The following is a 2063-nucleotide window of genomic DNA, read 5'->3' on the forward strand; positions in this document are numbered from 1 at the left end:
TTCCCTCTGCTGAAAATAATATCACTGGCGGTCAATGGTATAGTGATGAACAAGGCAATTGGCATTACAAAAAAGATGACAAGGATCTGACAGGTCCAAACCTAATTGATGGACAGCATGTCTATTTTGACAAGGATGGTAAACAGGTCAAAGGAAACTTTGCCCAAGATGGACATTATTATGATGGTGAACTTGGACATCTAACAACTGAATCTTTTGTTACTACTGGCGATAACCACTGGTATTATGTAGATAAGACAGGTGAAAAAGTGACTGGCCTTCAAGAAATTGGAGACAAAACTTACCACTTTAATGACAAGGGGCTTCAAACAAAAGGGCAAAGAGTGGTTGTTGATGGAAAAGGATATTATTTCCATCCTGAAAATGGCGAACTTTGGAATAATAAGATTGCCCTCTACCATAGTACTCGCTACATTAACGGAACCAGCGACGACATTTATTACTACTATGACAATGACGGTAATATTTACACTGGCCCTAAAACCATCGACGGTAAAGAGTACTACTTCCAACCAGACATGGTCTATTATTCTAAATTCAAGAATCCTGATGGTACTGAAAGTTATTACAATGAACAGGGACAAAAAGTCTATAATGGCTGGGGTAAAATCAGATACATGTACCTGAGAGGATACCTCTGGACACCTTCTGTTTATGCTGATGAAAATGGACATGTTGTCCATGGATTCAAGCGAATTAATGGACAACTCTACTATTTTGATGAATCTGGTTCACTAAGAGATGATGTCCCTGGCAGCCCAAACCCACTGTTCCAAGTTGATGGAAACTGGTACTATGCTCAGTTTTCTAAATACATTAACGGCGTAAGAGGTGCTATCCTCACCAATGCTTTCACTTTTATTGCTGTAGATGATAGATACCCAACATCAATTGCAGATGAAAATGGTAAATTGACTCCAGTTACAGCCAAAAATAGTTATGTTACTGCTGGAGGTAAATGGTACTATGTTGATAAATCTAGTTATCCTTTAAAGGGCGAACAAGTGATAGATTATGTCAATGTCTACTTCCGTGATGACTATTCTCAAGTTAAAGGTGACTTTGCGCCAAACGGCCATTATTATGATAAAGATAGTGGAGCCCTCGTTACCAACCGTTATGTCGAAAAAGATGGCAAGTGGTACTATGTCAATGATAAGGGCGATAAATTAATTGGTGCTCAAACTATAGATGGTGTAGAAGTCTATTTTGATAAAGACGGTGTCCAAGCCAAAGGTATTTTTGCCAATGCTGATCATTTTTATGACAAAGACACAGGTGCTGCTGTCCGAGACCAAATCGTCGAAGTCGATGGCAAACGCTATTATGTTGGTCAAGATGGTAGAAAAGTTTACTCAGGAACACATATTGTTCATGGTGAAGAAGTGAATCTTATCGTTGGAGATGGTCATCAAGGCTTCGGAGAATTCACATACTACGCAGATAGTGGAGACTATATCGGATTTGATGGTAAAAAGGTTACAAAAGCTGGTTTCGTTAAAACCAAAGATAATCACTGGTATTATTTAGACGGTAAGGGAAACAAATTAGTCTCCGTTCAAGTTATCGATGGCGAACTCTACTACTTTGGACTTCCTACTCGTAAATACTACTACGGAATGCAAAGTAGAGGTGAGCTCATCTATGCGTATTACAGTGATACTATCCCTAACAGCAGCCACATCTACTATCTGGATGAAGCAACAGGCGCTGCTCTTAAAAATCAGTACCATGAATGGGAAGGTAGTTGGTATTACTTTGGTCCAAACTGGTACGCCTTGACCGGTGAACAAACCATTGACAATGTCCCAGTCTACTTCCACAGTAACGGTAAACAAGCCAAAGGTGAACTAGTCACCGTTGATGGTAAAATCCACTACTACGATGCCAACTCAGGTGCCCGTTTGTCAAATATTGACATTACTATAAAAGGGGAAACCTATCATTTTGATGCGGACGGAAACGGAACACTCATTAGTTAATGAAGTTATAGAGACTCCTTCTCAATAATGACAGATTTAAAATGAAAGGAGAATTATCAT

At 39.3% G+C, this 2063-nt stretch carries 1 protein-coding gene; it reads left to right on the top strand.

The annotated features are described in order from the left end of the window. A partial coding sequence (locus HMPREF2637_RS02780) for a glucosyl transferase (protein WP_256315725.1) occupies positions 1 to 2003 on the top strand: 2003 nt, incomplete at its 5' end. Between the last annotated feature and the right edge of the window lie 60 nt (positions 2004 to 2063).

It is taken from the genome of Streptococcus sp. HMSC065H07, from assembly GCF_001837325.1.
In the GTDB taxonomy this organism is placed as follows: Bacteria; Bacillota; Bacilli; order Lactobacillales; family Streptococcaceae; genus Streptococcus; species Streptococcus salivarius_H.